The sequence below is a fragment of the Aeromonas sp. QDB30 genome (genome assembly GCF_027707645.1).
Lineage (GTDB): Bacteria > Pseudomonadota > Gammaproteobacteria > Enterobacterales > Aeromonadaceae > Aeromonas > Aeromonas caviae.
The window spans coordinates 1-1,628 of sequence record NZ_JAPCIY010000163.1 but is presented as its reverse complement, the minus strand read 5'-3'; the positions used below and the strand labels follow the sequence as shown (position 1 = coordinate 1,628).

Genomic DNA, 1,628 nt, shown 5'->3' with positions numbered 1-1,628 from the left:
CAGCAGATCATTTTGGAGGTATTGGGTGAGCGCTATCGGCAAATTTATTCCTAAATCAGGTGCGGAATGTCGGATTATCCCATCCCGGCAGAACTGATGCCGTCAACCCCGTCCTGGTGAATAGATACGCCACACTGTAGGGCGCGAGATCGCGAGCATTTCACAAAGAGTGGTAATGGTTATCAAGTTAGGGATGTTCATTGGATTTCCTCTCGCGTTTAGATGTATCTACACGATACGAGAGCCATTTAAATGAATCATCTCAATCAGTATCAGGTCGGCAAACTAGCCCACCTGATATGTTATTCCTTGCCTTCTTTTTGGAGTCTTGCTATTGCGTCATCCATTTGTTCAAGAGTCCAGAATCTACCCGCAAAATAAGTCAATTCGAGCAGGCCTTCATTTTTGAGTAGCTCTCTTATCCGCCCAACAAAAGCCGAAGATTGCCCGTAGATTCGCGAGTCACGCAGATCTTCACTTATTGTTGCTTGTGACACCCCCAGCTTGTTGGCAAAATAATCCTGTTTCTCTGGCTGTTTTCCCCGATAATCGGGCAATAGTTTTAAGTAAAACCAAACTTCCGCACGTCGTCTCTGGACTTTATCGCTTGGATACTTAGGAGGCTTATCATCGTATTTAGTCGCTGGCCAAGGATCCAAATCCTTGTCTTCAAGGTGACGTGTGACACCTTCAGCGATAATTTGTAATAAATGTTCCCCTACAGGTTCACCGCTTTCTACTTTGCGAACAAACCTACTTAGACTGTCCTTGATGGGCTCAAGTCCGACTGGGCCATTTAATTTTAGGTATTCGTTATCCTTAAAGCTGGCCATCACCCACGCCCCCTGAAGTTGGCCGGAATCACGTTATCCGCCGCCAAATCTAATAACCGCCGCTCCCATAACTCCAACGCTCGCCGCTTCTCCGGCAGGTATTCATAGCGATCATAGTGTTTGCTGGATACGTCATTCAGGGCGTGATTCTGTAGGCGGTCGCGCAGGTCTTTGGCTATGCCCAGCTCGCCCATCAGGGTCTTACAGGTGCGGCGGAAATCACGGGGGATAAAGTGCGCCATCTCGGCGCGTTTGCGGTAACGGTCAATTGCTTGGCTCAGTGAGGCCATCGGCATTGGTTCGCTCGGCTTGGTGGCGTGGGCAAAGATAAAGGGGCTATCCCCCGTTGCCGCTTGTTGCTCTCTCAACACCCGCAAGGCGCTATCGGTGAGCGGGATCAGGTGCGGGCGGCCATTCTTGGAAAGCTCGGCAGTAATCGTCAGGGTTTTGGCTTGCCAGTCGATACTCGCCCAGCGTGAGGCGGCCAGCTCATAAGGGCGTTGGCCGCCCGTGAAGAAACAGAGCCGGATCAGGGTGCGCAGGGTCAAGCCTAGGCTGGTGGGCTGCTCCATATCATCGAGCAACTGGCGAGCCTCTGCCCACGTCAGGAAGCGTTCCCCGACACGTTCAGCGGCCTTTTGCTTGGGTATGGCCGCCACCGGATTAAGCACCAAGCCGAATTTGGCATCGTCTATAAAATTGGCGGGGTCGTTGTCATGGTAAGTATTCACCGGAACAGTATTGACACAGGAAAAATGAGACGATCGTCTCTTGATCCCACTTTCCTGCTTGCTT

General features: G+C 51.2%; 2 protein-coding genes. Both read right to left on the bottom strand.

Features of this window, described 5'->3' with window-relative positions; genetic code table 11:
* Positions 1–302: 302 nt before the first annotated feature.
* On the bottom strand, positions 303–833 hold the full coding sequence (locus tag PG896_RS20915) for a hypothetical protein (protein ID WP_199416372.1): 531 nt from the start codon (positions 831–833) through the stop codon (positions 303–305).
* Positions 833–1,628: site-specific integrase (locus PG896_RS20910; protein WP_270836187.1), on the bottom strand; the 796-nt coding region annotated here is incomplete at its 5' end. The genes PG896_RS20910 and PG896_RS20915, both read right to left, overlap by 1 nt.

Bases quoted from the DNA above. Each gene is read 5' to 3' on its own strand.
- PG896_RS20915 (WP_199416372.1), bottom strand. From the start codon at position 833: ATGGCCAGCTTTAAGGATAACGAATACCTAAAATTAAATGGCCCAGTC.